This window comes from Streptomyces sichuanensis, from assembly GCF_020328095.1.
Taxonomy (GTDB): domain Bacteria; phylum Actinomycetota; class Actinomycetes; order Streptomycetales; family Streptomycetaceae; genus Streptomyces; species Streptomyces cinnamoneus.
Window position 1 is genome coordinate 1 of the sequence record NZ_JAIXMK010000015.1, and the last position, 25,527, is coordinate 25,527.

The 25,527-nt window shown below is 73.3% G+C and carries 23 protein-coding genes; 12 read left to right on the forward strand and 11 right to left on the reverse strand.

The genetic code is table 11. The features are described 5' to 3' along the window. Both LE181_RS07285 and LE181_RS07290 read left to right on the forward strand, forming a co-directional pair. Positions 1 to 251, forward strand: a 251-nt coding sequence (locus tag LE181_RS07285; RefSeq protein WP_308103095.1) for a malic enzyme-like NAD(P)-binding protein, incomplete at its 5' end; no start/stop codon positions are given. 135 nt (positions 252 to 386) lie between these two features. Beyond that, the gene (locus LE181_RS07290; RefSeq protein WP_225660340.1) at positions 387 to 1,190 is read left to right on the forward strand and encodes a class I SAM-dependent methyltransferase; all 804 of its coding nucleotides are present in this window, start codon (positions 387 to 389) and stop codon (positions 1,188 to 1,190) included. Between the two features lie 21 nt (positions 1,191 to 1,211). Here LE181_RS07290 and LE181_RS07295 read toward each other — a convergent pair whose 3' ends face one another. From LE181_RS07295 to LE181_RS07320, 6 genes are all read right to left on the reverse strand, one after another. Continuing rightward, on the reverse strand, positions 1,212 to 2,381 hold the full coding sequence (locus tag LE181_RS07295; protein ID WP_225660341.1) for a PP2C family protein-serine/threonine phosphatase: 1,170 nt from the start codon (positions 2,379 to 2,381) through the stop codon (positions 1,212 to 1,214). A gap of 473 nt (positions 2,382 to 2,854) precedes the next feature. Beyond that, on the reverse strand, positions 2,855 to 3,262 hold the full coding sequence (locus LE181_RS07300; RefSeq protein ID WP_225660343.1) for a DUF7144 family membrane protein: 408 nt from the start codon (positions 3,260 to 3,262) through the stop codon (positions 2,855 to 2,857). 69 nt (positions 3,263 to 3,331) lie between these two features. After that, positions 3,332 to 3,748, reverse strand: coding sequence for an SHOCT domain-containing protein (locus tag LE181_RS07305; RefSeq protein ID WP_225660344.1), 417 nt, complete (start codon positions 3,746 to 3,748; stop codon positions 3,332 to 3,334). A 114-nt stretch (positions 3,749 to 3,862) separates the two neighbouring features. Beyond that, positions 3,863 to 5,197: a hypothetical protein gene (locus tag LE181_RS07310; protein WP_225660345.1), complete on the reverse strand. Its 1,335-nt coding sequence runs from the start codon at positions 5,195 to 5,197 to the stop codon at positions 3,863 to 3,865. A 57-nt stretch (positions 5,198 to 5,254) separates the two neighbouring features. Continuing rightward, on the reverse strand, positions 5,255 to 5,452 hold the full coding sequence (locus tag LE181_RS07315; protein ID WP_225660346.1) for a DUF8691 family protein: 198 nt from the start codon (positions 5,450 to 5,452) through the stop codon (positions 5,255 to 5,257). Between the two features lie 116 nt (positions 5,453 to 5,568). Next, positions 5,569 to 8,250, reverse strand: a complete 2,682-nt coding sequence (locus LE181_RS07320; protein ID WP_225660347.1) for a winged helix-turn-helix domain-containing protein — start codon at positions 8,248 to 8,250, stop codon at positions 5,569 to 5,571. 288 nt (positions 8,251 to 8,538) lie between these two features. On the opposite strand from LE181_RS07320, the gene LE181_RS07325 reads away from it, so the two are divergent. Both LE181_RS07325 and LE181_RS07330 read left to right on the forward strand, forming a co-directional pair. Continuing rightward, on the forward strand, positions 8,539 to 10,143 hold the full coding sequence (locus LE181_RS07325; RefSeq protein WP_225660348.1) for an MFS transporter: 1,605 nt from the start codon (positions 8,539 to 8,541) through the stop codon (positions 10,141 to 10,143). Then, positions 10,140 to 10,631 (forward strand): potassium channel family protein, encoded by a 492-nt coding sequence (locus tag LE181_RS07330; RefSeq protein ID WP_225660350.1) that lies wholly within the window; start codon positions 10,140 to 10,142, stop codon positions 10,629 to 10,631. Before LE181_RS07325 ends, LE181_RS07330 begins: the two co-directional genes overlap by 4 nt. On the opposite strand, the gene LE181_RS07335 is transcribed toward LE181_RS07330, so the two are convergent. After that, the gene (locus tag LE181_RS07335) at positions 10,614 to 11,963 is read right to left on the reverse strand and encodes a diacylglycerol/lipid kinase family protein (RefSeq protein WP_225660351.1); all 1,350 of its coding nucleotides are present in this window, start codon (positions 11,961 to 11,963) and stop codon (positions 10,614 to 10,616) included. The two genes, LE181_RS07330 and LE181_RS07335, sit on opposite strands and share 18 nt — an antisense overlap. A 189-nt stretch (positions 11,964 to 12,152) precedes the next feature. Between LE181_RS07335 and LE181_RS07340 the strand changes: the two genes are divergently transcribed. From LE181_RS07340 to LE181_RS07355, 4 genes are all read left to right on the forward strand, one after another. Further along, positions 12,153 to 13,175 (forward strand): hypothetical protein, encoded by a 1,023-nt coding sequence (locus LE181_RS07340; protein ID WP_225660352.1) that lies wholly within the window; start codon positions 12,153 to 12,155, stop codon positions 13,173 to 13,175. Between the two features lie 2 nt (positions 13,176 to 13,177). Beyond that, on the forward strand, positions 13,178 to 14,572 hold the full coding sequence (locus LE181_RS07345) for a DUF2252 domain-containing protein (RefSeq protein WP_225660353.1): 1,395 nt from the start codon (positions 13,178 to 13,180) through the stop codon (positions 14,570 to 14,572). 158 nt (positions 14,573 to 14,730) lie between these two features. After that, positions 14,731 to 15,393, forward strand: a complete 663-nt coding sequence (locus tag LE181_RS07350) for a lysophospholipid acyltransferase family protein (RefSeq protein ID WP_225660354.1) — start codon at positions 14,731 to 14,733, stop codon at positions 15,391 to 15,393. Positions 15,394 to 15,484: 91 nt separating this feature from the next. After that, the gene (locus LE181_RS07355) at positions 15,485 to 16,252 is read left to right on the forward strand and encodes a nucleotidyltransferase domain-containing protein (RefSeq protein ID WP_225660355.1); all 768 of its coding nucleotides are present in this window, start codon (positions 15,485 to 15,487) and stop codon (positions 16,250 to 16,252) included. Positions 16,253 to 16,365: 113 nt separating this feature from the next. On the opposite strand, the gene LE181_RS07360 is transcribed toward LE181_RS07355, so the two are convergent. The 3 genes from LE181_RS07360 to LE181_RS07370 all read right to left on the reverse strand — a co-directional run bounded on the left by LE181_RS07360 (position 16,366) and on the right by LE181_RS07370 (position 18,600). Next, on the reverse strand, positions 16,366 to 16,800 hold the full coding sequence (locus tag LE181_RS07360) for a peptidase inhibitor family I36 protein (protein ID WP_225660357.1): 435 nt from the start codon (positions 16,798 to 16,800) through the stop codon (positions 16,366 to 16,368). A gap of 132 nt (positions 16,801 to 16,932) precedes the next feature. Beyond that, entirely contained in the window at positions 16,933 to 17,865 is a 933-nt protein-coding gene (locus LE181_RS07365) for a hypothetical protein (RefSeq protein ID WP_225660358.1), read from the reverse strand. Between the two features lie 114 nt (positions 17,866 to 17,979). Further along, on the reverse strand, positions 17,980 to 18,600 hold the full coding sequence (locus LE181_RS07370; RefSeq protein WP_225660359.1) for a hypothetical protein: 621 nt from the start codon (positions 18,598 to 18,600) through the stop codon (positions 17,980 to 17,982). Positions 18,601 to 18,938: 338 nt separating this feature from the next. Here LE181_RS07370 and LE181_RS07375 point away from each other — a divergent pair, with 338 nt between their 5' ends. After that, complete coding sequence (locus LE181_RS07375; RefSeq protein WP_225660360.1) at positions 18,939 to 19,808, forward strand: helix-turn-helix domain-containing protein; 870 nt, start codon at positions 18,939 to 18,941, stop codon at positions 19,806 to 19,808. A 13-nt stretch (positions 19,809 to 19,821) separates the two neighbouring features. On the opposite strand, the gene LE181_RS07380 is transcribed toward LE181_RS07375, so the two are convergent. Continuing rightward, a complete protein-coding gene (locus LE181_RS07380; RefSeq protein ID WP_225660361.1) occupies positions 19,822 to 20,817 on the reverse strand; it encodes a glycoside hydrolase family 43 protein in 996 nt (331 codons plus the stop codon). Between the two features lie 190 nt (positions 20,818 to 21,007). On the opposite strand from LE181_RS07380, the gene LE181_RS07385 reads away from it, so the two are divergent. The 3 genes from LE181_RS07385 to LE181_RS07395 are packed head-to-tail and all read left to right on the forward strand — an operon-like array spanning position 21,008 to position 25,439. Continuing rightward, a complete protein-coding gene (locus LE181_RS07385) occupies positions 21,008 to 21,352 on the forward strand; it encodes an effector-associated constant component EACC1 (RefSeq protein WP_225660362.1) in 345 nt (114 codons plus the stop codon). Between the two features lie 4 nt (positions 21,353 to 21,356). Beyond that, a complete protein-coding gene (locus tag LE181_RS07390) occupies positions 21,357 to 23,969 on the forward strand; it encodes a vWA domain-containing protein (RefSeq protein ID WP_225660363.1) in 2,613 nt (870 codons plus the stop codon). 18 nt (positions 23,970 to 23,987) lie between these two features. Then, positions 23,988 to 25,439, forward strand: a complete 1,452-nt coding sequence (locus tag LE181_RS07395) for an extracellular solute-binding protein (protein ID WP_225660364.1) — start codon at positions 23,988 to 23,990, stop codon at positions 25,437 to 25,439. Positions 25,440 to 25,527: the final 88 nt, after the last annotated feature.

Sequence of the window (25,527 nt, forward strand, 5' to 3'; positions counted from 1 at the left end):
ACAACGTGCTGGTCTTCCCCGGCGTCTTCCGTGGCCTGCTGGACGCGCAGTCGCGGACGGTGAACACGGACATGATGCTGGCCGCGGCCCGGGCGCTCGCCGATGTGGTCGCCGAGGACGAGCTCAACGCGAACTACATCATCCCCAGCGTCTTCAACCCGAAGGCCACGACCGCGGTCGCCGACGCGGTGAAGCGGGCCGCCCTGGCAGCGGGCGCCGCAGCCGCGGCGGACCGTTCGCCGCACGCATGAGGTGACGGCCCCGCCGCCGCGCCGGGCAGCCCGCCCGGCGCGGCGGCGGCCCGGTCGAGCGGCAGCCGTGGCCTGCACCGGACCGAGGGGTCGGTACGGGCCCGTCCGGCGGAGGGCGCCGCGTACCGTGGATCCATGACGGACGGGACCGGACAACGCCGCCACGCCTTCGGCGACGACGCCGATCAGTACGACGCGGCCCGGCCGGGCTATCCGGCACAACTGGTCGACGACGTCCTGGACTTCGCCGCCCCCGCCGACGCACCCGCCCTGGAGGTCGGCGCCGGCACCGGAAAGGCCACGCGGGCCTTCGCGACGCGAGGAATGCCCGTGACGTGCGTCGAGCCGGACGCACGCATGGCCCGGGTCCTGCGCCGCACCTGTGCGGGGACGCCGGGCGTTGCCGTCGAGGTCGCCGACTTCGAGACGTGGGACCCGGGCGGGCGGCGGTACGGCCTGCTGTACTGCGCCCAGGCGTGGCACTGGGTCGACCCGGCGGTGCGCTGGGCACGGGCGAGGTCCGCACTGCGGCCGGGAGGTGCCCTCGCCCTCTTCTGGAACCACTGGTTCCTTGACGACGGGCAGCTGGCGCACCGGCTGACCGCCGCCCATGCCCGGCACGGAGTGGAGGTTCCCGAACACACGCTCCTCGACCCTCGCCCGCGCCCGGCCCGTCGCGGCTTCGAGGCCCGGCAGTGGCGGGAGATGGAGGCGGACGGCGGCTTCACCGACATGGACCACCGCCTGTACGAGACCGAGCACGAGCGCCCGGGATGCGGGATCGCCGAGCTGATGGCCTCGTACGGCGGCTACAGGGTGATGGGGAAGACGGTGCGGGAACCCCTCCTCGCGGACATGGCCCGGATCGCGGGCGACGCCGGCGGCGGGACGGTGCGCGTGGTCAGCAGCCTGTTCCTGGCACGGACGAAGAGCATGTAGCGTCCGGACCGGCGGCCGCGGCTACGGCGCGTCTGCTGCGTCGGCCCATTCGACGAGGAGCATCGCCGCGTCGTCCGTCAAGTGGCCCCCCGTGTGCCCGAGCAGTGCCGCGTGCAGGTCCTCCAGGAAGTCCCGGGGAGCTCCGGAACACCGCCCTGCGGCGTTCTCCTTCCTGGCGGCCTCTTCCATGGCCTCGGGCAGGGGGAAGAACGCGTCGTCACGATCGCGGGCCTCGATCACGCCGTCGGTGTAGAGCAGCAGGCGGTCGCCGGGTGCGAAGGGGTGACGCTCGGCCGTGGACGGAAGGCTCGCGGCGAAGTCCTCCAGCCACAGGGGCGGCAGGGTCTCGGCCGGGACCAGGGCGTGCACCGTGCCCCGGCGCAGCACCAGCGGGGACGGGTGGCCGCGGTTGACGACCTCGACCACGTGCCCGTCGTCCGGCACCTGGGCCACGAGAGCGGTGACGAACCCCTCCAGCAGCGCGACCTGGTCGAACGCCCCCGGTACGGCGGTCTCCCGGCGCAGCGCGGCCGTGCAGTGGTTCATCACCTCCACGAGGTCCTCCTCGTACTGCGCGGCCTCGCGGAAGGCGCCCAGCACCGCCGCGGCCGCCCGCACGGCCGGCAGCCCCTTGCCCCGGACGTCGCCCACGATCATCCGGACCCCGTACCGGGTCTCCAGGACCTCGTACAGGTCACCGCCGATCTGCGCCCCCTCCTCGGCCGCGAGGTACATGCCGGCGGCGCGGAACGTGCCCAGCCGCGCGGGTGCGGGACGCAGGATGACCTCCTGTGCGGCCTCGGCGATCCGGCGGACCTGGTCCAGTTCGCTCTGCCGGCGCGTCTGCACGGCGCTGCTCGACGTGTAGCCGGCCAGGGACACCAGGAAGAGGGCCAGGAAGTTGGTGTAGACCTGCTGGGTGCCCCAGGCGTCGTTGTAGGTGGCGGTGGCCACGCTGACGGCCACGGCGACGGCGACCGCGGCGAGGGTGCCCCGGGGGCCCATCGTCACCGCCGCCAGCGCGGGCGTCGCCGTGAGGAGGGGGCCGGTGTACAGGAAGTGCGCGGGCGTGAACTCGATGACCACCACCAGCACGGCGATGGCGAACGGCACGCACTGTCCCAGCCGGAAGAGGCCCCGGTTGTAGGCACTCGGCCCCCTCCGGGGAGCTGAGCGCAGGAGCGACCCCATGTCTCCAGGCTCCTCCGTGTGTCCCCCGGGTTCCACTCGTTGCTTCGGGCATCCGGTCGTGGCCGTCGCTCATGCGCTGCCCTCGCTCATGCGTGCCTCGTTTCCCCGTGTGAACCTGAAAGAGAGGCTGCATTCGACAGATGCGAGAGAGGGGATCCGTCATGGTCGGATTGCCGAGAAGGAAGCACAGGCAAACCCATGCCGCCGAGGACAAGCGCGAAGAGCAGCAGAAGGCGGCACAGGCCGGGAAGGACCGGGAAAAGCCGGCGGACGAGGTCTACAAGCACCCGTCCGAGCCGAGCGTCCTCGGATGGGGCCACCGCGGGGAATCGCCTCCCTGAACACCAGCCCCGGCCCGCTGAGGCCGCCCCCCTGCGGTCACTGCATGATCTCCGGCGTGGTCCGGTCCCGCCGTCCATCGGAGGGCGGACCACGCCGGAGGGGAGGGGGCGCGTGTCACTCGCGGTGCGGTGTCACTCGTCCTGGCGGACGACGCACAGAGCCCAGATGACGAAGGCGCACAGGGCTATGACGATGATCGACCACAGCGGGTAGTAGGGGATGAAGAGGAAGTTGGCGATCAGCAGGAGTGCCGCGATGGCTATGCCCAGCACTCTCGCCCAGGTCGAGACCTTGAAGAGGCCGATGCCCACCATCAAGGCCGCGATTCCGAGGAAGAGGTGCACCCAGCCCCAGCCCGCCACGCTGAACTTGTAGATGTAGTCGGGCGTGCTGAGGTACACGGCGTCGCGGACTATGGCCGAGATGCCGCGGAATATGTCGAGGAATCCCGTGATCAGCAGCATCACTGCTGCGAAGACGGTCAGTCCTGCGGCGGCCGCGGCGGTCCTCTCGGAGTGGGGGTGCAGTGACGACGACATCGTTCCTCTCCTTTGTCCTGTGCCTCGTTGTCCCGTGGGGTGAGGCTCTGGCTGGGAGTCCGGGTGTTCTCAGTGCAGGATCTTCTCCTTCGCCCGCTGGAATTCCTCTTCCGAGATGTCGCCTCTGGCGCGTACCTCGGACAGCTTCATGAGTTCGTCGGCCGCACTCCGCTGGCCGGAACTGCCGGCCGCGTCACGGATGTACTGATCGAACGCCTGCTGCTGGGCCTGCATGTGCCGGCGTTCGCGCGCCCCCATGCTGCGGCCCCTGGCGAGGACGTAGACGAACACACCGAGGAAGGGCAGCACGATCGTGAGGATCAGCCAGCCGGTCTTGGCCCAGCCGCTCAGGGAGTCGTCGCGGAAGATGTCGCCGATCACCCGGAACAGGAGGATGACCCACAGCACCCACAGCAATATCCAGATGATGGTCCAGAACGCACCGAGCAGCGGGTAGTCGTAGGCCAGGGGGAGGGGTCCGCTCATGTCGTCCGCCTTCTTCTTGGCAGCTTCGGTTTCCTGCAGTCCCATCGTGCGTGCGCGGTGGCCGTGCGGCCTCACACGCAGTGGGTGATCGGCGGGGGCCGGCCCGGCCGCGCCTCACGGCCGGGGTGCCGCACGGTGTGTGGTGGAGGCGGCGCCGAGGATCGCGAGGACGGCCAGGACCAGGAGGGTGATGCCGAGGACCAGGGCCACGCAGGCGACGGTGGGGTAGTTCCAGAGCATCAGGGTCACCGCCGCGGCCGCGATGACGATGCCGGTCGTCCAGCGGCGATGGGTCTCCAGCCAGTGCCCGGTGGCGCCGGTGCGCAGGCCGGAGCGGGCCATCGCCCGGCCGGTGGCCCCGGTGGCCCGGCCGCTGACCGAGCGGACGAACCGGGCGCCGCGTCCGGGACCGTAGAGGTATCCGGCCAGCGCGACGACGACGGCGGTGACGAGGACCGTGCGCGTGCCGTTGCGCAGGAAGCGCACGAAGGTGTCGTAGACCGCGGTGGCCGCGTCCGTGGGCAGGGCCGTGGGCGGGACGGAGTCCAGATAGATCCGCCGTGCCACGACGAGCCCCACGAGCAGCACCAGCATCATGACGGCGATGCCGACGGCTGCGCAGATGAGGGCGACCCGGTGCGAGGGCGACGCCCACACGGCGAGGGCGGCCAGGGCGATGACGGTCACGGGAAGCCAGGTGCCGACCACGGAGAGCAGACGCATGCCGCTCTGTGCGTCGTCGAGCTTGTCGGTCCGGAACAGAGTGATCGTCTTGTCGACGTCGGGGATGTTCGCGGCCTTCTCGTAGCCCTCCTCGACCAGCTTCTGCTTGACCTTGTCCACGACGGTGCCGAGGTCGAGGACGACGGCGTCGCCCTTGGCCTGCACCGCGCTGTTCCCCTCACCGGTGAGGGTCTTGACGATGGCGGCGTGAGCCCGCCGGTTCGCCTCGTCCCACAGCTGCGCGAACTGGTCGCTCGTCACGACCTTCCCGACCACGTTGTGGACGGCCGTGGTGAGCGCGTTCTTCAACGGGCCGGCGAGGAGGTGGGACTTGTCCACGACGCCCGGCGGCGCACTGGCCTTGCTGAGGGCGTTGCTGAGCGCGTCCGTGATGCCGTTGACGTCGACGTTGTCGACGACCCGCTTGGTCAGCCGGTCGTTCACGGCGTTCTGCACCGCCGGGTCCCTGGCGAGGGGGGCGACGGTCTGGACGTAGCGGTCGGTGTCCGAGACCTGGCTGTCGGCCCAGGTGGCGACCACGGCGAGCGGCGAGAGGACGAACGCGAGGACGAGCAGCACGGACGTCGCCGCGTAGCGCAGTTTCCGGTGGCGCATGGCCTCGCGGTTGCGCAGGCGCACATAGTCGTTGCGCTCGTCGGGGGTCAGCGGGCGGTCGCCGGGCGGCGGTCCGGGGCCCTGGGGGCCGGCGGCACCGGTCGGGCTCATGTCCTGCTCCCTTCTCGGCCGGGCTCCCCGCACCGGGGAGGCACTCCGAAGGCGCGGTCATTCCGGCAGCCGGCGGATTTCCTCGACGCGCAGTCCGAGGTCCTGGAAGCGGGCGAGAAGCCCGTAGAGATGGGCCTCGTCCATGACCGGGCCGAAGAACAGCGTCTGCCGGGGCGCCGGTTCCGTTCTCAGCTCCGGGAACGCCTCCGCCAGCAGCCGGGAGACGCTGCCGGTCACGCGGAATTCGTAGCGCATGTCCCGTTTCCGATCCCGGGTCGGGAACGTCTTCACGGGGACCAGCGTGCGCGGACCATGCGGCATCCGGCACCACCCGCAACAGGTGGGAAGGCCACCCGGAGACCACGGAGACGTCAGAGGATGTGCAGCGCCTTGGCCCGTTCCACGGCATCACGTCGCCGGGTCACGCAGAGTTTGCGGTAGACGCTCTTCAGGTGGGTCTTCACGGTGTTGACCGAGAGGTTGAGTTCTGCGGCGATCTCGTCGGCGGACATCATCTGCTGCACGCCCGCGAGCACGTCGCGTTCCCGGCTGCTGAGCGGCTGGACGACGCCCGGCACGCCGGCCCCGTCCCCCCGTGCGGTGAGCCAGGCGCTCGCGGACGGTGCGGGCCCGGGGCCGTCCGGCTCGTTCAGCAGGTGCCGCAGCCACGGACCGGCGTCGGCGAAGGGACGGCGCAGCCGCTCGGGCCGGGCCGTGTCCAGCGCCTGCCCGAGCAGGCGACGGGCGGTCTCCGGGTGACCGTCCAGCACCGCCGCGTGGGCGCCCAGCAGCTGAATGCCGACGTGGTCGGCCAGGCCCAGCTCCGGCGAGCGGCTCGCGCGGGCCAGGAGGCGCCGTGCGCGTTCGGTGCGGCCGGCGGCGGTGTGGGCGCGGGCCAGGGCGACGAGGGGGGCCGGGCCGTCGCCGTCGGTCTCGTGCAGGGCCGCGACGGCTGCTTGGTGATCGCCCCGGGCGAGCGCGATGCCGGCGCGGGCGAGCGCGAGGCGCCGGCCCGGCCAGGGCCCGGCGCCGTCGGGCTTCCGGTGGGGGAGGGGCGTGAGGGCCGTGAGGGCCGCCTCCCAGCGGCCGCGCGTGAGCTCCAGGCGGGACCGCAGGATGCGGCTCTCGGTGCTCAGCACGAGGTCCGCTGCGGTGTCGGGGCAGGCAGCCGCCTCGTCGAGGCGCCGTCCGGCGGCCTCGTCGTCGCCCTGTTCGAACGCCACGGCGGCCAGTGCCAGATATCCGGCTCCGGACCGGTGGTCCGGGACGACCCCGTGCTGGTCGGCGATCGTCAGCGAGCGGAGGGCGTGGTCCTCCGCCGAGGCCAGGGCGCCCTCGGTGCTCTCGGCCAGGGCGAGCGCTCCCAGGCACGCGTGCCGTATCAGGAGCGTCTCGTCCGCCGTGCAGGCGTCGACGGCTTCGGCGAAGGCGCGGCGGGCCTCGGCGAGGCGGCCCCCCACCAGGTACGCCCGGGCGAGCCCCTGCAGCCGCAGGGCCTCGATCTCGGGGCGCTCGCGAAGCCGTTCGGCCGGGAGCCTCCGCATGAGTTCCGCAGCGGCGGCGGCCGTTTCCCCGGCCGTTTCCGGAGGCGTGCCGCCGTCGTGCGGACCGCACAGCAGGCGCAGCAGCGCGTGGGTGAGCAGGACCGCGGGCTCCGGCTCGGACTGCCGGAGACGCAGGTGTTCTCCGGCCTCGTCGAGATGCCTGCGGCATCCCGCCCGGTCGTGCTGCGACAGCCGGCACGCGGCCGCCACCAGCGCGGGCTCCGCTCCGGGCACGCTGCCCGGCATCGACGAGAACGTCCGTTCGATGCGATCGGTGCGTGGCCCGGCGGGCATGGCTGCGGCCAGCAGCCGGTGGACGGCCTCGGAGGCGCCGTAGGCCCAGTTCCCGGCCTCCGCCGCGTGCTCGATCGCTTCGGTGGTGTGTCCGGCGTCGGCCAGCCAGTGGGCGGCACGGGCGTGGAGCCGGGGGACGAGGCCGGGGTGCCCCATCCGCAGCCGGGTCCGCAGCACCTGGGCGAACAGCGGGTGGACGCGGCACCAGGCCGTGCCGGGGACCGGCTCGACGAAGGCGTTCTCACGGGCCAGCCGTGCCAGCACCGCCTCGGCGTCCCGGCGCCCGGTCAGCACGTTCGCCAGGTCGGGGTGGACGCGGTCGAGGACGCTGGTGCGCAGCAGCAGCTCCCTGTCGGCCGCGGGCTGCGCGTCGAGCACCTCGGTGAGCAGGTAGTCGGCAACGGCCTGTTCGGACGTGGTGAAGGAGCGGGTGAAGCCGCCGGGATCGCCCGTCCGCCGCAGGGCCAGGGCGCACAGGCGCAGCCCGGCGGCCCAGCCCTCGGTGTGCTGCGTGAGGGCACGGACGACGTCGTCCCCCGGCGCCAGGTCGTGCCGCCGCAGCAGCACGGCCGTCTCGTGCGGGGTGAAGGCGAGGTCGGCGCCGCGTATCTCCGTCAGCCGGTCCTCGGCCCGGTAGCGGTGCAGCGGCAGCAGGGGGTCCGCCCGCCCGGCCACGACCAGCCGCAACAGGGGGCCCGCGTGGGCGAGGAGGAATTCCAGGCCCGCCGGCACGCGCCGCCCCGCCACCTTCTCGAAGCCGTCGAGCACCAGGACCACGGGCCCGGGCAGCTGCTCCGTCGCCGCGGCGAGCCGCGTCAGCAGGGACGCGCCGACGCTGCCGGGGCAGCCGGGCATGCGGATCCCCTCGGGCAGCCGGGGCAGGGCGCGCCGCAGGGCTTCGACCACGTAGCTCCAGAAGACGCCCGGTGCGCTGTCGTGCGCGTCCAGCGTCAGCCAGGCCACCGGCCCGGGCGGTGCGCCGGAACGCGTCCAGGACGCGGCCAGGGTCGTCTTCCCCGTCCCCGCCGGACCGGTGAGCAGAGTCAGCGGCCCGCTCCCGACGCCTTCGCCGAGCCTGTCCAGCAGCCGCTTCCTGGGCACATGGGTGCGCAGCCCAGCGGGTACGGAGAGCTTGGCGTCCAGCAGGGGGTCACCGGACCAGGCCAGCCGCGTCCGCTGGCCGTCGCCGGGAAGCAGGAGTCCGGTCGGAGGCATCCGATCACCACCGTGGCAGGGAACCGCGGCCCTGGGCCCTGCAGTGCTCCACGGTGCGGAGCCGGACCGTCTCGGGGCCGTCTCGTGAACCGCCTGTCTCCCACTCCATCACCTCCCACGGGTGATCGCACACGCTGCCGGTCCGGCTCCCCGGACCGGACCACGCGCCCGCAGGCGCCGACACGCCCGCAGTCAATGACACCGGCCGGTCCCCGAGCGCCTCTAGGGTGCGATCATGCGGCCGCTCGCGCACCGCCGAGGCGCACCGGGACGTGGAGAGGTGCAGGCGTGAAACGATGGCGGGCCCTGATCGTCCTCGGGACGGCCCAGTTCCTGATGGTGCTCGACACCTCGGTCATGAACGTGTCGATCAGCCGGCTCGTCGAGGACTTCCACACCGAGGTCACCGCGATCCAGGGCGTCATCACCTTCTACACCCTGGTCATGGCCGCCTTCATGGTCACGGGCGGCAAGCTGGGCGACGCCTTCGGGCGACGCCGGACCTTCGCCGTCGGACTGGTCGTGTACGGCGTCGGATCGGCCCTCACCTCGGTGGCGCCCTCGCTGTGGGTGCTGGCCCTCGGCTGGTCGGTGATCGAGGGACTCGGCGCCACCCTCGTCCTCCCCGCGCTGGCGGCGCTCGTCGCCGGTGCGTACCGCGGCCGGGACCGGTCGGTCGCCTACGGCGTCATCGGAGGGCTCGCCGGCGCCGGCATCGCGGTCGGGCCGCTGCTCGGCGGCTGGGTGACGACCTATCTGACGTGGCGGCTGGTCTTCGCCGGCGAGGTCGTGCTCGTCGTCGCCATGCTGTGCGCCGTCCGCTGGGTCCCGGACGTCCCGCCCGGCCCCAGGACCAGACTGGACGTCGGAGGCGTCGCGCTGTCCGCGGCCGGGCTCGCGCTCGTCGTCCTGGGCGTCCTGCAGAGCAGCTCCTGGGGATGGCTCAGGCCCCGCAACCCGCCCTTCACCGTCTTCGGCTTCTCCCCGACCGTGTTCGTCATCGCCGCGGGAGCCGCTCTCCTGTGGTCGTTCTGCGCCTGGGAACGCCGACAGCAGGCACGGGAGCGCGAACCCCTGGTGGACCTGTCGCTGTTCGCCGTGCCACCGCTGCGCGCGGGCCTGACCATGCTGCTCTGCCAAAACCTGATCCTGCTCGGCCTGTTCTTCGTCATCCCGCTGTACCTCCAGATCGTGCAGGGCCTCGACGCCTTCCAGACCGGACTGCGGCTGTTGCCCGTGTCCCTGACGATGCTGGTGTCCGCGATGACCGGCCCGCTGCTCGCCCGGATCGCCACGCCCCGCACCGTGGTGCGATGCGGCCTCCTCGTCCTTCTCGTGGCGGCCGTGTGGCTGCTGTCCACCATCGAACCGCACATCGACAACCTCTCCTTCGGCCTGGCGATGGCCGTCCTCGGCCTGGGCATGGGGCTGCTCGCCTCCCAGCTGGGCAACATCGCGCAGTCCAGCGTCGGGGAGAAGGCACGCAGCGAGGTGGGGGGCCTGCAGTACACCGCCCAGAACCTCGGCTCGTCCCTGGGCACGGCACTCATCGGCTCGCTGCTGATCGGTGCGCTGGTCCACGCCTTCACCACGCAGATCGACAACAACCCGAAGATCTCCGACGACGTGCGCCGGCAGGCCGGCATCGCCATGGAGGCGGGCGTCAGCTTCGTGAGCACGGACCAGGTGCGCGCCGCAGCCGAGCACGCCTCGCTGCCGTCGTACGAAGTGGACGCGGTCGTGGACTCGTACGCCACCGCACAGCTCGACAGCCTCAAGGCCGCGATCCTGGCCGCGGCCGCCGTCCCCCTCCTCGCCTTCCCGTTCACTCGTCATCTGCCGGCCGAACGGCTGGTGAAGCGGGGAAAGCCGGCGGGGGCGGCCGCCGGATGAGCGCCGTCCTCCGGCCCGTCGCCAGCGCGACCGTGCTCGTCCTCGCCTACTACCTGCTGCCGCTGAACCAGCGCTTCGAGGGCAGCGCCGCCGTCGGCCTCGTCCTGGGCCTGGCCGCCGTCGCGGCCCTCTTCACCTGGCAGATCCGGTCCATCCTGCGGTCCTCCCGGCCCCGCCTGCGGGCCGTCGAGGCACTGGCGACCACGGTGCCGTTGTTCCTGCTGCTCTTCGCGGCCACCTACTACCTCGTGGACCAGTCCGGACCGGGCAGTTTCGCCGAACCGCTCAGCAGGACCGATGCCCTGTACTTCACCCTCACGGTCTTCAGTACCGTCGGTTTCGGCGACATCACCCCCCACACCGAACCGGCACGGATCGCCACCATGGCGCAGATGGTGGGCGACATCCTGCTCGTCGGCGTCGCCGCCCACGTCGTCGTCGGCGCCGTCCAGTCCGCCCTCGCCCGCGGATCAGCCGACGACCGATGAAGCCGGGCCGGCGGGACGGCCTCGCGCGGAGAAGGCGAGATGCCACAGGCGCCGCCAGTCCAGGCGCGGCCGCGCCGCCGGGACACCCGGGCGGTTCCGCGGCACCCGCACCCGCAGGGCCGAGGGCTCGATCGTGCAGAGCACCGGCGCGGGAAGCGTCTGCGCCTCACCGTCGATGCCGACCCGCACCTCCGGCAGGTCGGCGCCCACGACGACCTCCGGCACGGCCAGCGAGATCAGGCCCGGCGCGCGCCGCCCGCGCAGCAGCTCGGCCGCCTGGACGGCGCTGTCCGCGCTGACGCTGACCAGACCCAGCACACCGCCGTCGAGCCGGTCCCGCCGCCCCAGCCCCGCACGGTCGCCGACCCGGTACGGGTTGTTGCTGACCAGCACGGCCTGCGGCGCGTCCACGCCGACGGTCCCGGCGGTCACCGTCAACCGGGGACCACGGTGATGCGTCAGGACGTCGGGCAGCAGCTTCATCACGGTGCGCACCTTGTCGTCGCGGTACGCCGGGCTCTGCACGACCTCCGCGTACGCGCCGAACGACGCGTTGTTGACGAAGACCCGGCCTCCCGCCCGCCCCAGGTCCACCCGGAACTCCACGCCGTCGGTGAGGGCTTCGAGACTCCGTGACGGGTCGTCCCGGTCGAGCCCCAGGTCCAGGGCGAAGTGGTTGCGCGTGCCGGCCGGGACCACCACGAACGGCACGCCCCGTTCGGCCGCCACGCCCGCGACCAGCGCCTGCGTTCCGTCGCCGCCGGCCACCCCCAGCAGGTCCGCGCCCTCGTCCACGGCCTCGTGGGCCAGCGCGGCGACGTCGGGGAAGCGGGCGGGATCGAGCAGGAGGACGCGCGCACCCAGCGCCTCCGCCTTCTCCCGCAGGCCGAACTCCACCACCTTCCCGCCTCCTGATCGCGGGTTCATGAGCAGACAGGGGCATCGGGGAGGCGGGGCCGGACGGCCGGGGGGAGGCGCCGGGGCGGCGTCCGCCCTCAGCGCCGCCCGGCCCGCGGCCGCCGCCACCACCCACAACGCACCGCAGACGACGACGAGCCACAGCAGCCGCGCCGCGACGTAGGACACGACCACCATCACCGGTGCGGCCACCGCCAGCACCACGGCGGCACCCCGCACCACGCCCCGCCGGCTCAGCGCCCACCACCCGGCCGCCACCGAGACCACCAGCCCCGCCAGCCCCAGGCCCACCAGTGCCACGCTGCTGACGCCGGCCACGGACGGCAGGAGCAGCGCCGCGGCGACGGCCGCGGCGAACGCCAGGCGCGCCCACCGGCGTGGCGCTGCGCGTCCGCGGCCGGCAACCCGTCCCATGGAGACCTCCCGGAGCCGACGACCGGTGTTCCCGGGCCCATGGTCGCCTCCCCGAGCGGCCGGCACGATCACACGCAACGGGTGAGGTGGGCTCCGCGCACGACGCCCCGACACTGGGAGACGCGGGAGCACGGGAGGTGCGGCAGAGGCGTAAGGGAGCAGGAGACGGCCGAGGAGAGCAGGCCCCGGATGAACGACGGACGCACCACCGGCGGGCGGCACCCGGCCCGCCCGGACGACTCGGTGACGGTGCAGGCCCAGGCGCTGCTCCCGATGATCTGGGCCGACCCGCAGCACATGCCCGAGCAACTGGCCTTCTTCGCCGTGCGGCGGTTCGGTCCCCGGGCCGATGCCGCCGTGGCCCGCCGCAGGCAGCGCAAGCCCCTCGCCGGAGCCGACGAGCTCCGCGGGGACGCCATCGCCCACGGGACGCGCATGACCATCGCCGACGGCGCGGTGCTGGGCGGGCCGTTCATGGTCCTCATGCCCGTGAGCTTCGTCGCGGCCCTGCTCTCCCAGGCACGGATGGTCCTGGAACTGGCCGTCCTCGCCGGTCACGACCCCCGCAGCGAGCAACGGGTCGCCGACCTGCTCGTCCTGCAGGACGTGTACCCCTCGACCGAAGCGGCCGGCAAGGCCCTGACCGGCGTGAAGCGCAGCCCTCCCGGCGGGCGGGGCCGGCTTCCCCGGCGCACCCGCTGGTCGCTGATCGTCAGAATGGCGGAGCTCCTCGGCATCACGGGCGGCGGCGAGAAGCGCAGCAGGCTCCAGCAGGTGACGTCCACGGCGCTGATCGCGGCGCTGTTCGTCGTGGGATGGGTGCTGCCGCTGATCTGGGTGCCCGCCCTTGCGGTGATCTACCGGCAGAACACCCTCCGCCTCGGGGCGAAGGCCGTGCAGTTCTACACCCCGGGCGCCGTCGGGGACCGGGTCAGGCACCGGCGGCGGTTCACACACGTGCCCAGGGTGGCCGGTGTCGCCGCCGTCCTGCGGTTCTGCGCACTGGCGGTGGCGCCCCTCGTGGCCGCCGCCCTGGTGGCCCTGGCGGGGGTGCGGCTGGCCGGCGGCTTCTGGGGCACCGGCCTGCTCGTCCTCGTCGCGGTCTCGCTTCTCGTGGCGGGCGGCTGGTTCGTACACCGCCGGGCACGGCTCGGCGGTCGCCGTCACGCACACGGTGACGGGGCGGATGATAGGGGAGAGAGGAGACCCTGACCATGCACGAGGCACGTCCGGGCCCGGAGGAACGAGCAGCGCTCGGCAGGGCGGCCCGTGGCCGGGTCCCGCGCAGCGCCCACGCCGCGTTCGAGCCCCGGACGGACCGGCCCGATCCGGTGGAGGTCCTCGAAGGACAGAGCGCGGACCGAGTGCCGGAGCTGGTACCGATCCGCTACGGCAGGATGCTGCAGTCGCCGTTCTCCTTCTACCGCGGAGCCGCGGCCCTCATGGCGGCGGACCTGGGCACCCGGCCCGGCACGGGCATCGAGGCACAACTGTGCGGAGACGCCCACCTGCTGAATTTCGGCCTCTTCGCCTCGCCCGAGCGGCACCTGGTCTTCGACCTCAACGACTTCGACGAGACCCTGCCCGGGCCGTGGGAGTGGGACGTCAAACGCCTGGCCGCGAGCCTGGCCGTCGCGGGGCGCGAGAACGCGTTCCCGGCGAAGCGGCGCCGCCGCGTCGTCCGCGCCGCGGTGCGGTCGTACCGCGAGGCGATGCGCGGCTTGGCCGCGATGCGCGACCTCGACGTGTGGTACGCGCACACCGACGTCGACCGCCTGCGCGCGCTGTTCGGCGGCCGGCTGGACAAGCCCGGTCGCCGCCGCCTGTCGCACGCCCTGGACAGCGCGCGCACGCGCGACCACCTGCAGGCGTTCGAGAAGCTCACCACCGTCGTCGACGGCGCACGACGGATCACGTCCGACCCGCCCCTGATCGTTCCGCTGGAGGAACTGCTCGCCGACGTCGGACGTGCCGAACTCGAAGAGCGGCTGCGTCTGCTCGTCGAGCGCTACGGCCACACGCTCTCCGCCGACCGCCGGCACCTCCTGAACCGGTTCCGGATGGTCGACGCGGCGCGCAAGGTGGTGGGCGTCGGCAGTGTGGGCACCCGCTGCTGGGTCGTCCTCCTGCTCGGCAGGGACGAGGACGACCCGTTGCTCCTGCAGGCCAAGGAGGCCGGCCCGTCGGTGCTCGCGCCCTACGTGCCGACGAGCGCGTACCGCAACGAAGGACAGCGCGTGGTCTGCGGCCAGAGGCTGATGCAGGCCGTCAGCGACATCTTCCTCGGCTGGGAACGCGTCACGGGCATCGACGGACGGCAGCGCGACTTCTACGTCCGCCAGTTGCGCGACTGGAAGGGCAGCGCACGCCCGGAGACCATGTCGCCCGGCCAGTTGCAGCTCTTCGGCGAGCTGTGCGGCGCGGCGCTGGCCCGGGCGCACGCCCGCTCCGGCGACCGGATCGCCATCGCCTCCTACCTCGGCGGCGGCGACGTCTTCGACCGGGCGCTGGCCGAGTTCGCCGAGGCGTATGCCGACCGGAACGAGCAGGACTTCCGGGCACTCGCCGAAGCCGTCCACCACGGACGCGTCGAGGCCCGGCTCGCCTGAGACACCACCGAGGCGCGGGAACGCCCGCCGGCCGTGCCACGTGACCAGGCGCCGCCTGAGTAGCCGTACTCAGGTGCCCGGGGCCCTCGCCGCCCGACAATGAAGACCGACATTCGGGCGGCACCAAGCACCGAGCACCGAGGACCGGGGACCTGTTCATGCTCAGCAGCATCGCGACCACCGTCGTACCGGCCTTCGGCCGACTCACCGTCACGGCCGACCCGGGAGCGGACCTCGCGCCGGGGAGCGTCATCGTCGCGAACCACACCTCCCTCGCCGACCCGGCGGTCGTCCTGGCCGCCCTGCACCGGCTCGGCGTGCGCCCGGTGGTGATGGCCACCGCCGGCCTGTGGCGCATACCCGCCCTCGGCCGGCTGCTGACGAGGGAAGGGCACATCCCCGTGCACCGCGGCACCCGGCGCGCGGCCGAGGCGCTGGACACCGCCACGGCCGCGCTCGACGCGGGCCGTCTCGTCCTCATCTACGGCGAGGGCCGCCTGCCGCAACGCAAGGACGCCGCCGAGGCGGCCCCCGGACCGTTCCGCAGCGGCCTGTCCCGGCTGGTGCGGGCGACCGGTGCCGGCGTGATCCCGCTGGGCCAGGCCGGCGCCCGCCGGATCGTCTCCGGCTCGCGCACCAAGCAGCTCGCAGGGCTCGCTACCGCACCGCTGCGCCGCCCCCGCCTGCACGTCCACGTGGGCGCCCGCGCACTGGTGGCGGGCGACACGGCCGCGGTCACGGCGCACGCCAGGCAGGCGGTCACCCTCGCCTGGGAGACCGCGGCCCGGCGCCTGGCAGAACCCCTCGCCGCTCACGCGTGAGCCTCCGTCGCGTTCAGGCGCCGGTACGCGCGGCAGCTCCGGCACACAACTCCCGTGCACTCCCCCTGGGACCGGGCCTAGGCTCACCCCCATGCACGCACCCGACGACGCATCGTTCCTCGCCCACGTCACGTCGCGCCTGGCCGGGCTGCCCCATGTGGAAGCCGTCGCGCTGGGCGGTTCGCGCGCCACGGGGACGCACGGGCCCGACAGCGACTGGGACTTCGCCGTCTACTACCGCGGAGCGTTCTCCCCCGGGAGCGTGCGCGCCCTCGGTTGGCCGGGCGAGGTCTCCGGCATCGGCGAGTGGGGCGGCGGGGTGTTCAACGGTGGCGCCTGGCTGCAGGTCGACGGCCGGCACGTCGACGTGCACTACCGGGACCTCGACGACGTCGAACACCAGCTCTCCGAGGCGGCCGAGGGCCGTTTCCACGTCGAGAGGCTGATGTTCCACCTGGCGGGCATTCCGAGCTACCTCCTGCTGGCCGAACTGGCGGTCAACCAGGTCCTCCACGGCACGCTGCCGCGCCCCGCCTACCCCGAACCGCTGCAGCGGCAGGCGTCCGAACGCTGGTGGGGCGACGCCCGCCTCACGCTCGCCTACGCCCGTGCCGCCCACGCCGCACGCGGACACCTCGCCGAATGCGCGGGCGCGATCGCCACCGCCGCCTGCCAGGCGGCCCACGCGGTCATGGCGGCCCGGGGCCAGTGGGTCACCAACGAGAAGACGCTCCTCGACCGCGCGGGGCTGCGCGCCGTGGACGACGTCCTCGGCGACATCGACCCCGACCCGCAGGCGCTGACCGCCGCCATCGATGCGACGGCGACGTTGCTGGAGAGCACGGTCATGAAGGGCTGAACGGGCCGGGCGGGCCGAAGCGGCCGGAGCCAGGGTGTGCAACGAGGCGGCCGGTACGACGCCGGCGGGGCCGGCAGCCACCCGGCTGCCGGCCCCGCCGGGGGCCCGTCCCGTCAGCAGGCGTCGACCCAGTCGTGCGACGAGACGTTGTCGTTGACCCGCTGCCCCTGGCCCCGGCCGGGGGCGGTGAACACGGTGCCGGCGGCGTTCAGGTCGGGGATCGACTCCCCCTGGTGCAAGCACACCCACGAGCCGTTCATGCCCGTTGCCCAGAAGAGGCGGACATCCTGCAGACGGCCGGGGAAGCCGTTGTTCCACACGTCCGAGATCTTGTTGCGGCAACCCGCCCAGTTGCCGTTGTCCTGGTTCCAGCGGCAGTGGGCGCCTCCGGCGTGTGCGTGCTCCCAGGCGTAGAGGAAGCCGTCGGGGGCGGGTGCTTCGGCACGGACGGAGGACGTGCCGGCGGCCTGGGCGCCGGCCGGTACGAACGCAGCCGCCGTGGCGACCGCCAGCCCGGTCAGGAGGGTGCGGAGGTGGTTCTTGCGCATGGTTTGTTCCCTTTCCGTTGGGGCCGTGCTGCCTGGTGCGGCACGGCGTCTGCCGTCCCGCCGCCGGCCGTGCGACCGGCGGCGGAGGGGGGTCTTTTCGTGTCGGCGATGCCCGGGGCGCCGACGACGCCGTCAGGAGCGCCCCGCGTCGCCGACGACGGCGCGCGCTCGTGGCAGCGCTTCCGTCCGCAGGCGGACCTGCTCGGCGATGGCGCTGCGGTACTGCCGGCGCAGTGCCGCGTCGTGGCGGGCGTCGAGCTCCCGTGCGGTCCCGGCGAGCCCGGACCGTTCGGCACACCGCACCTCCGCCAGGGCGAGCGCTCTCTCCTGTGCCCGCGGCAGGGGGTCGGTGCCGGACAGCGCGGCTGCCCGGGCCTCACCGGGCGTCGCGTACGGGTGGCCGGCGCGCCGCATGCACTGCGCCCATGCGGCGAGGTCACGCGCATAGCGGTGGTCCGCCACGACCCGGGCCCTGCGCATCGCGTCGAGGGAGTGGACGGTGGTCGACGCCTGGAACCACGCTTTCAGGTCGCCGTACAGCCTGCGCTGGGCGTCCGAGACGCATCCGTGGTCGCTGCGCTGCACCGCGCCGCCGGTGGGCAGGGTGGCGGACACCCCGCGGGGACCGGGCCCGTTGGCGGCGACGAGCGCCCGGGCCCTGCGCGGTGCGGACAGGGACCGGAAGTACGCGCCGTTGGGATCGCGCCGCGCACGTTCGCGCTGACGCTGCTGCAGATCGCGACCGTAGCCGTGCCGGCTCGCCCAGTCCGGGTCGTCCAGCACGTAGGGGAAGGCTCGCTCACCCGCGCCCGGCTCGCCGGGTACGGGGTGGTAGTCGAAGCCCGCCCGGCGCATGCAGGTGCGCAGGAGCAGTTGCTCGGCGTCGTGCAGGAGCCGCTCGACGCGAGCGGTGGAGCCGTGGCGCGGGCCGGGGGCGGTGCGCGGCGAGCCGGTGCCGGTGCCCGGCCATCCGCCCCAGCAGGCCACCGCCGCGATGACGAACACGACCACGGCGACGACGGACAGAAGGGCCGGGCTCCGGAGGCGGAGCGGTACGAACGACATGTCTGTTCCAGGAAGAGGCGAGGTGGGTGGGGAGGGGCGGGGCCCCGGGCCCCGGTGCGCGGCGGTTCACCGAGGGCGCGCGCCGCACACCGGGGCCGGTGGGGCCTGCCGGCGTCAGCCGGTGATGTTGACGGGCCGGTAGGCGTGGTAGCCGTCGCGGCCGTTCACCCCGTAGGAGTGCTGCTTCCACCGCGTGCCGACTCCGCCGGCCTGCTCGTAGGACTTGTACGCGCTGTGGGCGGCGTTGGCCCAGCCGTCGAAGATGACGACGTGGCGGAAGTCGGCGCTGTCGCTGTCGGCCTTGATGACGAGGTCGCCCGGGGCGAGGTCCTTCATGGCGATCGGGCGGGTGTAGGCGCTCTTCTTGAGCGTGACGGTGTTGGGGCCGGGCGCCCCCAGGCGCAGGGCCATGGAGACGTATCCGGAGCAGTCCTGCCGGTAGCCGTCCTTCCAGTACAGCTTCTGGCCGTACGGGACGGGCCGGCCGTTGTTGGCGGTCAGCCAGGTCTTCGCCCGGGCCAGCACCTGGGCCCGGCTGATGGCGGGCGCCGCCGCCGCGGCCGTGCGGTGCGGGGCCGCCGCGTGTGCGGCGACCGGCGCAGCGGCGGGCTGTGCCGCGGGTGCCGGAAGGGCCGTCAGCGCGGTGGAGCCCACGCAGAGGAAGGCGGTCAGGGCCGCCATGCCCCATCGCCTGGCGGTGGGCCTGGTCGCGGATGTGGCCGTGGACATGGACATGGTTCTCTCCCAGTGGGTGGGGGTGTGCCGAACTGGTGTGCGGCAGCAGGGTGCTGCGCACGGCGATCACCCGTGTGTGTGGTGGGAAATGCGGGGCGTCGTGCAGCCCGCGCCGGATGCCACCGGCGGGCGTGCGGCGGCCGGTCGACCGTTGCCGTCCGCACCGCGTTGCCGGGGTGATCTGAGTCTGCGACGGTCCGTCACCCGTCGCAAGAATGTCCCGTTTGCTTCACCAAGGTCGGGATCCCTAGGGTTCTGACCTGCTGGGACGTGCCCGTCCCGGGGCAGGGACGGGGCACTGGGGCAACATCGCGGGCCGCGCGAGGAAGGGAGCCGCCATGACCGGCGGTGAGAAGGCGGAAGGAGATCCGGCGCAGCGGCTTGGCAGCGCGTTACGCGCGCTCCAGCAGCGCTCCGGCCGCACGCTGCGGTCCTTGCAGGACGAGATCCGGATCAGTGACTCGTCGCTGTCCCGCTACTTCTGCGGAAGCACGGTGCCCCAGTGGGCCGCGGTCGAGGACCTCTGCCGGGCTCTGGACGCCGATCCGATGCGGTACCGGAGCCTGTGGGAGGCGGCCGACCGGACCCAGACCAGACGACCCGCGGACGCCGGCCCGTCCGACGGACCGGCCTCCGGCGTGCGCCGCCGGCTCCGCACGCTGCGCACCGGCCTCCACAGCCGCTGGGCGTACGCGACGGCCGGAATCCTCACCGGCGCGGTCCTCGGCGCGGTGCTCACCTCGGTCGTCCTGCCGCCGGCCCAGCCGGACGCCGCGGGGGCCCCGTACGCGCAGGCGGCCGGCAAGGGGGCCGCGCCGCAGCACGAGGCGGCGTCGGCCGACCTCTCGCGCATCTTCGTCAGCCGGGCCACGGGCGCCTGCCTGGACGACAGCCTGGACAAGAAACTGCGCACCTACGACTGCAACGGGCTCAGCTACCAGCGCTGGACGGTCCACGCCTTCCCGGACGGCACGCGGCAGCTGCGGAACCACGCCACAGGAGCGTGCCTGGAGCACGGCAGTGCGGGGCTGCGGGCCGTTGCCTGCTCGACGCCCGCCACACCACCGCAGTCCTGGTCGGTGACCAAGTGGCCCGACGATGCGGTGGAGCTCAGGAACAAGGCGACGGGCGCGTGCCTGGACGACGCCACCGACGCCGGGCTGCGCGCCCTGCCCTGCAACCGCGACCGCCACCAGAAGTGGGGCTGACCGGACGTACGGGCTAGCCGCGCACCACGGGACGGCCGTGCGTGAAGTCGAGGCCGGCCACGTACAGGGCGCGGTACGCGAAGCCGTTGCGCCAGCCGTGGAAGACGATGCGGTCGCGGCCGTCCGGGCCGGTCACCACGTCCTGGCCGCCGGGGCCGCGGACCGTGCCGCCGAAGGAGGCGGTGGTCATCAGCGGCGTCGCGGCCTTGGCGTACGGCCCGGTGAGGCTGCTCGCCACGGCGTAGCCCGTCCGGTAGTCGTCGCTGCGGTAGAAGTTGGCCGAGTAGAGCAGCACGTAGCGGCCGCCCCGTTTGACGAGCGTGGGCGCCTCGACGAGCGTGCCCTCCCAGGGCAGGTCCTGTTTGATCAGCCGGACGGCCGGGCCCGTCGTCCGGGTGCCGTCCCTGGCCACGGGCTGGAGGTGGATCCACGTGTCCGCTTCGCAGCAGTTGCCGTCGTTCTTCCACAGCACGTACCGCCGGCCGTTCTCCGTGTAACCGGCGGCGTCGATGGCTCCGCCCTCCGAGGCCGGGCAGATCAGGGGCCCGTCCCCGGCCGGCCGGAACGGCCCGTCCGGTGACGCCGACAGGGCGGCGCCGATGCACTGCCGGCCGCTGGCCCGGTCCTGTGCGGTGTAGTGCAGGGTGAAACCCGATCCGTTGGCGTACACCTCAGGAGCCCACACCTGGTTGCGGTCCGCGGACGCCCACGCCCCGAGCACGGGCAGCGCGTCGGCGGCGGCGACCGTCCAGTGGGTCAGGTCGGCCGAGGTGGCGTGCTGGACGTTCCTGCCGTCGTCGTGGGTGGCGTAGGCGTGGTACGTGCGGCCCACCTTCACGATGTCGGGGTCGGCGAACTCCCGGTCGAGGACCGGGCCGTGGACCGGGCCGCGGGCCGCGGCCCCGGAGGCGGGGGCCGGCGCCGCGGCGAGGCAGACGGCGGCCAGGGTGACGGCGGCGACGAGCGCCAGGAGGCGTCCGGGCAGGTGCGTGACGGGGTGGTGGGGCACGGGTTCCCTTCCGCGCGGGGAGTCGTGCCCGTGAGTGTGGTGCATCGGAGCACCGGGCGTGCCGCGTTCGGGGGAGCGTCACGCTTCAGGGCCGGGTGAGGACGCGCGTTCCTCCTCTGTACGGGGCCGCGGAAGGTTGTGCATTCGGACCACTCCTCGAACGCGACACTCCGTGGCACCATGGCTCGTTATGGCGCAGGGAGAGGGCGGGTTACGGCACAGCGTGCGCATCTCCGCATCCGGGCACGTGCAGGAAAAGGACGTCAAGTCCCTGGAGACGTGGCTCAACGGCGAACCGGAGCTGAAGGGCCGGGTGCAGGTGAAGCGGGGCGCCCGACGCGCGGAAGCCGGCGTTCCGATGGGGCCCCAGATGGACATCGTGCTCCATGTGGTCGACTGGGGCGGTGCCGCGGCCATGGCCGAGATCGTGCGGCGCGTGTCGGAGTCGATCAGGGAGTGGCGGACGAGCCGGCGCGCCCTCGGGGATCCGAACCCTCCCGACTTCCGGGCGGAGCAGGACGACGAGCAGGACTAGCGCGATGGCCGGCCCCGCGCAGCACGAGGAAACCCATCGCGCCCTGCTCGTCGGCGTGGCGCACTACGCCAGCAAAAGGCCGCTGAAGTTCGCCGCGGGCCTCGGAAACATCGCCGCCGTTCAGCACAACCTGGTGGAGCTGCGCGAAGTCCTGCGCACCGGCGGCATCTTCGACGAGGACGCGATCGAGTCGCTCCCCTCTCCCGGCGTCGAGCAGTTCGAGCAACGCCTGGGATACGCGCGGGACCACACGGACGGCCTGCTCCTCGTCTATTTCGCCGGGCACGGCATCGTCGACACGCGCACGGGCGGACACGGCCGGCTGCTGCTGGGGCTGCGCGACGCCAAGGTCGAGCACGGCCCCGGCTTCCCGGGCTGGATCCGCTGGGACGACGTGCTCAACCGCCTGTGCTCCGGCAAGAGCAGGCCCCGCCACACCGTCGTGATCCTCGACTGCTGCTACGCGGGCAACGCCTCCGCCGCCTGGGAGGAACTGGACGAGCTGGACCAGAAACGCATCTCCTTGCTGCTGGCGGTGCAGAAGAACCAGCGGATCGACGCGGGGGGCGCCGGCACGCCCACGCCGTACACCGCGCAGCTGTTGCGGCACCTCGGGCAGGGCGCCGGCACGTCCGACGGTGCCGTGACCCTGGGCGGTCTGCACAAGCGGCTGTCGCACGGCCTGAGGGGCGCCAGGACGGTGGGCGGCAGGGAGTGGAGCCCCCAGGCGTGCCGGCAGGACGGCGCGGACGACGAGGTCCTGGCCCGCCCGCCCGGCCCCGCCCCGGCCGGCGGGACGCACGGCACGGCCGGCCGGGGGAGGAGCGACGAGGACCGCAGCGGCCCCGGGCCCCGTCCCGGCCGCGTCCGGCTGGCCGTCACGGTGCTGCTGACCGTGGCGGCCACGGTCTCCGCCGCCCTGTGGTGGGCGGTTTCCCGGGGCCCGGACGGTGACGGTCCCGCCGCCTCGTGCGCCGGCCACCCGCCCCTCGAACTGCGGCTGCTCACCGACCCCGACCTGATGCCGGTCATGCGCAAGGCCGCGGACGGCTTCGTCGCCTCCGACGCGAACACGGACGGGGACCACTGCCGCCGCACCGGCATCACCGTCTACAGCGCCGGCGCCGCCGAGACCGTGGAGGCGTTCCGCACCCAGTACGGGGAGTGGGCCCACGTCGGCCGGGCGGGGTTCAACCCGGTGGGTACGGTCGGGCCGCAGCCGGACGTATGGATACCGGCGTCCGCGGCGAGCGCCCGCAGGGCCCGGGACGAGGCCGGCAGCCAGGCGTCCGTGCTCACCCTGGACTTCGACGACAAACGACCGCTGGCCCACACCCCCATGGTCCTGCTGCTGCCCGAACAGCTCGCCGAGACCGAGGGCGGTCGCACGGGCCGCAAGCTCGCCGACCTGATGACCGCGATGAAGGCGAAGGGCACGCAGGCCGAGGTCCGGCGGGCCGACCCGCGGCACACCGATGCCGGGCTCGCCGCGGCCCGCGGCCTGTACGGGACGGACACGCCGCGCCAGGTCGAGCTCGGCCAGCGGCGTCAGGGGCGGCCCGCGCCGACGGGCCGGGACCTCGTGTGCGGGCTGGCCAAGGGCACGTCCGCCGAGGCCCGGGAGGTGGACCGGCGCACCGCGGTCCTGGTGGCGGAGCCCACCCTCGGCCAGTACCAGCAGTGCGTCGGCGAGACCGGAGTGACGCGGGTGGCCGAGTACCCCGATGACGTGCCCGGACTCGCCCCGGTCTTCGTCCACGTCCGCTGGAACGACGCCCGCCTGGACGAGGAGGAGCGCGAACGGGCCGTTCAGCGGTTCCGGTCCTGGCTGACCTCGGAGGACGGCCGGAAGACCTTCCAGGACGCGGCCTTCCGCGCCGCGCCGCAGTCCCCCTTCCCGTCACCGTCGCCCGGCCTGCTGAAGAGCCCCGGCCCCGTGCCGCGCCCCCTGTCCGCGGACGAGGCCGCCGACACCCTGGAGAAGTACCGGCAGGCCAACGCCGCGAGCCGGGTCCGCTTCCTCCTGGACGGCTCCGGGTCCATGAGCCGGTGGTGGGACGGGGCGAACAGCGCACGGGAGATCCTCAAACAGTCGTTCGGCCGTTTCGGCCCCGACGACATCTTCGGCGTGTGGAGCGTCGCCTCCCGGGGGAACGACACCCCGTACCGCGAACTGCTCGGGTTCGGTACCCACGGGTCGTCGTCGAGGACGGCCGAGAAGGGCGAGCAGGACAAGGCCGCCGAGGCGGGGAAGAAGGTGGACGACGCCGTGCCGGAGCTGTCCATGGAGGCCGACATCGGCGGCGCCCTGCGGGCGGCCCTCGACCAGATGCCCCGGGGCGGCGAGGACGACGGGCACCCGCAACTCGTCGTCATGCTCACCGACGACGAGGACAACGACCGCATGACCGCAGCGCAGCAGAACGATCTCGTGACGTTCGTACGCGACCGGAAGGTGCCGGTGGTGATGGTCTCGTTCGACTCCGGCGGCTGTCTGAAGGACCGGTTGGACCTGCGTGTGGCCGAAGCGAGCGGCGGCACGTGCCTGGACGCCCGGGGCGACCTGGCCAGGAATCTCGGCGCCGAGATCTCCCAGGTCGCGCAGGGCCACCGATAGCTCGACGGGGGCAGCAGAATGAAACACCCGAGGATCGTCCGGCCGTTCGCCTGGTGTGCCGCACTGGTGCTGGCCGCGACCGCCTGCTCCGGGGAGGACGAGCCCGGCGGGCACACCGGGAAGGCGTCGGCACCGCCACTGACCGGAACCCAGCTCGTCATCGCCACCGGCGTGGACGTCACCGGCAAGAACGGCATCCGCAAACGCCTGGTCGAGGCGTGGAACGAGCTGCAGGAGAAGGAGAACTCGCCCTACCGCGCCCGTGCCGTCATCCTGCCCGGCTCCGCGGACCTGCAGCGGAGCCAGCTCCTGGCGGCGCTGCAGTCCGGCAGTGCCGGCTACGACGTCGTGAACCTCGACGTCACCTGGGTCGCGGAGTTCGCCGCGGCCGGCCTCGTCCGGGAACTGCCCAAGGACTTCGCCGACGACGGTGACGTCCTCGCCAAGGTGGCCGCCACCGCCCGCTGGAAGGGCAAGGTCTACTCCGCGCCCTACAACAGCGACGTCGGGCTGCTGTACTACCGCCGCGACTACCTCGTCGACGGCGCCGGAATCGACGAGAGGAAACTGGCCGCGCTCGCGGGCAGACACACGACGTGGAACGACGTGGCCTCGCTGATGGACGCGGTGGACGCATGGGCACGGGCCGACAAGACCGACAAGTCGAAGAACTACCGGGGCGCCTGGACGAGCCAGCTCGCAGCCTACGAAGGGCTCACCGTCAACGGCACCGAAGCCTTCGCCTCCGCCGGGGCACGGCTCACCGACGAGGACGGCGACTACTCCGCCTCGCAGCAGCAGCTGACGAAGGGCGTGGCGGAATTCCGGCGGCGGACCGAGAACCCGCACACGCTCGACGACGCCTTCGAATCGGACGAGGCCGGCACCCTCAAGGACTTCGCGGAGGGCCGGACGGCCTTCCTGCGCCACTGGCCCTACGCCTACCGGACCCTCCACCAAGCCCTGGGCAACGGCAAGCTCGGCGTCGTCCCCCTGCCCGGCGCGGCCGCACTGGGCGGCCAGAACCTCGCCGTGGCCGCCAACCCCGCCATGCCCGAGGCACGGGTGAAGAAGGCCCAGGAGCTCGTCGCCTTCCTCGCCGACCGGACCAGCGAACGCTGCCTCCTCGACGCCGGCTTCGCGGCGACCCGCAAATCCGCCTACACCGACTCCGGAACCTCCTGCAACGATGACCGTGCGGCGCCCAGCGCATCGGCGTCGTCCGAGGGAGGCGGCGGCGACATGCCGCGCGACACGTCCCGGCGCCCCCTGTACGCCCGCGACACGCTCCTGCCCGCCCTGGAAGCGGCGGCCCTGCGCCCGCGCACACCGCTCTACGGGGCGTTCACCCACGCCTTCACCAGGGAGCTGAGCAGGCTGCACACCTCGGCGAAGGCCCGGTCGGCGTCCGACGAGGACGCCGCGAAGGAACTGGACGCGGCACTCCGCAAGGTCCTGCCGAGCGACTGAACCAGTGCCGCCGCACCCCGCCGCCCCGGTCCGATGAAAAGACCACACCGACGGGTACAGCTTCCCGGAACGCCGGCCGCGGCACTCC

Coding starts and splice junctions, on each gene's coding strand:
- LE181_RS07355 (WP_225660355.1), top strand. CDS start 15,485: ATGCACGCACCCGACGACGCATCGTTCCTCGCCCACGTCACGTCGCGC.
- LE181_RS07300 (WP_225660343.1), bottom strand. CDS start 3,262: ATGTCGTCGTCACTGCACCCCCACTCCGAGAGGACCGCCGCGGCCGCC.
- LE181_RS07320 (WP_225660347.1), bottom strand. CDS start 8,250: ATGCCTCCGACCGGACTCCTGCTTCCCGGCGACGGCCAGCGGACGCGG.
- LE181_RS07370 (WP_225660359.1), bottom strand. CDS start 18,600: ATGTCCATGTCCACGGCCACATCCGCGACCAGGCCCACCGCCAGGCGA.
- LE181_RS07295 (WP_225660341.1), bottom strand. CDS start 2,381: ATGGGGTCGCTCCTGCGCTCAGCTCCCCGGAGGGGGCCGAGTGCCTAC.
- LE181_RS07360 (WP_225660357.1), bottom strand. CDS start 16,800: ATGCGCAAGAACCACCTCCGCACCCTCCTGACCGGGCTGGCGGTCGCC.
- LE181_RS07290 (WP_225660340.1), top strand. CDS start 387: ATGACGGACGGGACCGGACAACGCCGCCACGCCTTCGGCGACGACGCC.
- LE181_RS07310 (WP_225660345.1), bottom strand. CDS start 5,197: ATGAGCCCGACCGGTGCCGCCGGCCCCCAGGGCCCCGGACCGCCGCCC.
- LE181_RS07350 (WP_225660354.1), top strand. CDS start 14,731: ATGCTCAGCAGCATCGCGACCACCGTCGTACCGGCCTTCGGCCGACTC.
- LE181_RS07345 (WP_225660353.1), top strand. CDS start 13,178: ATGCACGAGGCACGTCCGGGCCCGGAGGAACGAGCAGCGCTCGGCAGG.
- LE181_RS07340 (WP_225660352.1), top strand. CDS start 12,153: ATGAACGACGGACGCACCACCGGCGGGCGGCACCCGGCCCGCCCGGAC.
- LE181_RS07365 (WP_225660358.1), bottom strand. CDS start 17,865: ATGTCGTTCGTACCGCTCCGCCTCCGGAGCCCGGCCCTTCTGTCCGTC.
- LE181_RS07305 (WP_225660344.1), bottom strand. CDS start 3,748: ATGAGCGGACCCCTCCCCCTGGCCTACGACTACCCGCTGCTCGGTGCG.
- LE181_RS07330 (WP_225660350.1), top strand. CDS start 10,140: ATGAGCGCCGTCCTCCGGCCCGTCGCCAGCGCGACCGTGCTCGTCCTC.
- LE181_RS07335 (WP_225660351.1), bottom strand. CDS start 11,963: ATGGGACGGGTTGCCGGCCGCGGACGCGCAGCGCCACGCCGGTGGGCG.
- LE181_RS07385 (WP_225660362.1), top strand. CDS start 21,008: ATGGCGCAGGGAGAGGGCGGGTTACGGCACAGCGTGCGCATCTCCGCA.
- LE181_RS07315 (WP_225660346.1), bottom strand. CDS start 5,452: ATGCGCTACGAATTCCGCGTGACCGGCAGCGTCTCCCGGCTGCTGGCG.
- LE181_RS07390 (WP_225660363.1), top strand. CDS start 21,357: ATGGCCGGCCCCGCGCAGCACGAGGAAACCCATCGCGCCCTGCTCGTC.
- LE181_RS07395 (WP_225660364.1), top strand. CDS start 23,988: ATGAAACACCCGAGGATCGTCCGGCCGTTCGCCTGGTGTGCCGCACTG.
- LE181_RS07375 (WP_225660360.1), top strand. CDS start 18,939: ATGACCGGCGGTGAGAAGGCGGAAGGAGATCCGGCGCAGCGGCTTGGC.